Origin of the sequence: Salinivibrio sp. MA427 (assembly GCF_001996115.1) — a bacterium.
In the GTDB taxonomy this organism is placed as follows: Bacteria; Pseudomonadota; Gammaproteobacteria; order Enterobacterales; family Vibrionaceae; genus Salinivibrio; species Salinivibrio costicola.
Genome location: NZ_MUFH01000438.1, coordinates 1 through 1,602, shown reverse-complemented (window position 1 = coordinate 1,602; position 1,602 = coordinate 1). Strand labels below are relative to the sequence as shown.

The 1,602-nt window shown below is 42.1% G+C and carries 3 protein-coding genes; all 3 read right to left on the bottom strand.

The features are described from left to right. Nucleotides 1-303 (bottom strand): hypothetical protein (locus tag BZG79_RS15390; RefSeq protein ID WP_077774845.1); only part of this gene is annotated, 303 nt, incomplete at its 3' end. Nucleotides 304-419: 116 nt separating this feature from the next. Beyond that, the gene (locus tag BZG79_RS15385; protein ID WP_077774844.1) at nt 420-917 is read right to left on the bottom strand and encodes a hypothetical protein; all 498 of its coding nucleotides are present in this window, start codon (nt 915-917) and stop codon (nt 420-422) included. 25 nt (nt 918-942) lie between these two features. Then, nucleotides 943-1,602 (bottom strand): hypothetical protein (locus BZG79_RS15380; RefSeq protein ID WP_077774843.1); only part of this gene is annotated, 660 nt, incomplete at its 5' end.

Genomic DNA, 1,602 nt, shown 5'->3' with positions numbered 1-1,602 from the left:
GAAGTAATCATCTTCGTCGTAATCTAGACCTTCGACAGACAAGTTGTCTTCAAGAATTTCTATATTTCCACTTGTGCTGTATGGATACATAGAAACATTTCCCTTAAAATTTGTTGCTTGAAAAGATATCTCAGCATCATCACCGTGGTAAATGTACAGCGCTTCATATTGATAATCGCCGTCTCCGATATGCCTCATATCTCCTTCTTCAAGGCTAAAGTCTGAAGCAGCAATTTCTACCTCTTCTTCTTGGCCATCCACCTTGATTTTTGCGGTGATAGTGCCAACTAATTTTAATGCCATAACATACTCCTGCTTAATTTGGTAAATCGATTTTGATGATAGATAGCTAACGCTCTACATAAACGGCGCGAGGAACGAGCGTCCGGCGACCGTGGGGAGCAAATTTAATGTGATTGTTATATGCCATTTGGCACTTTCTCTAAGAACTTTCTTAGTAGGGAGGCTGAGTGCGTGAAGTTTTCAAGTTGATCTTGCAGACCGTACGCCCACTTGATGCCATGGAAGAAATTATTCCTGAAACGATAAACTATGGTCAGGCAGCCAATAAGCTGGGAGGCAGGATCTGCATTATCCCCGGTTAGTACAGCACGCACCAAATCAGGATTGTCATTGGTACGTAGGTGGAGCTTTTCAAAGCGATAATTTGTATTACCACCATCAATATACCGATTGGAAAAGTAGTCTAAATGCTCCGTTAACCAATCGCCGTTGATGATTTCTGGGTCAATGCGTTCGACTTTCTCTGAAATCTTCCTGACAGATGCATTACTCCCCAGTATTTGGGCCTCGAACAAAGTCCAGAGCAGCGTAAACCTTTGAAGGGCCTCATGCTCTTCAGTTGAGAGACTTTCAACACCAGGTGCGACCTTTTCAATATCAGCTAGCTGAACCACAGAATCTCCTTTGGCATATAACGCCTCAATCAGCCGACGCGTTAGCGGTCGGCTGCATTGATTTGTTAGGCTTTTCTTCAATAGGTGTCTGTAGGCTAGTATTTGCACCATGCCATATAACATATGCGTTTGAGAATGCCGCCAGCAAACCACAAGCCAATACAATTATCGCAAAATACTTTGCTATTCGGTAATTAAGCTCACCGGATTTCACGCGCTTCCATTCGTATTTCAAAAGCGGCTTGCTGACTTCCCTTAGTTGCTCGCAAGCCTTTCTTGCCTCTGCTAATTCATTTTTATGATAGTGTTCTCTCGTTTTATAAAGCGAGCTAAGAAATTCATCATTTAGCTTTTTACCTGTAGCGTTTCTTTCATTGTCATTGATTCTAAATATTATGTCGTTATATGACTCGTTCACTCGCGCATAGATTTCTTCCACAGCTCTAGCCATTTCGAACTTGTCTCGTGTGTCATCAGGGCGCGCTGAGTAATGGATGTAGAGAGTTGATAAATAGGTTAATGAGGAAATGTAACGGGCTATTGAATTTCTGAGGGAGTTAACCCAGTCTTGCCGAAATTCAGATATCTTGTTTTCTTTAAATGCAACCAAGTTGGTGAACGCAAAATAACCAGCAATGAGGGCGGCAAACATAGCCCCCATTAATACAATGGCATTTTTTTCGAT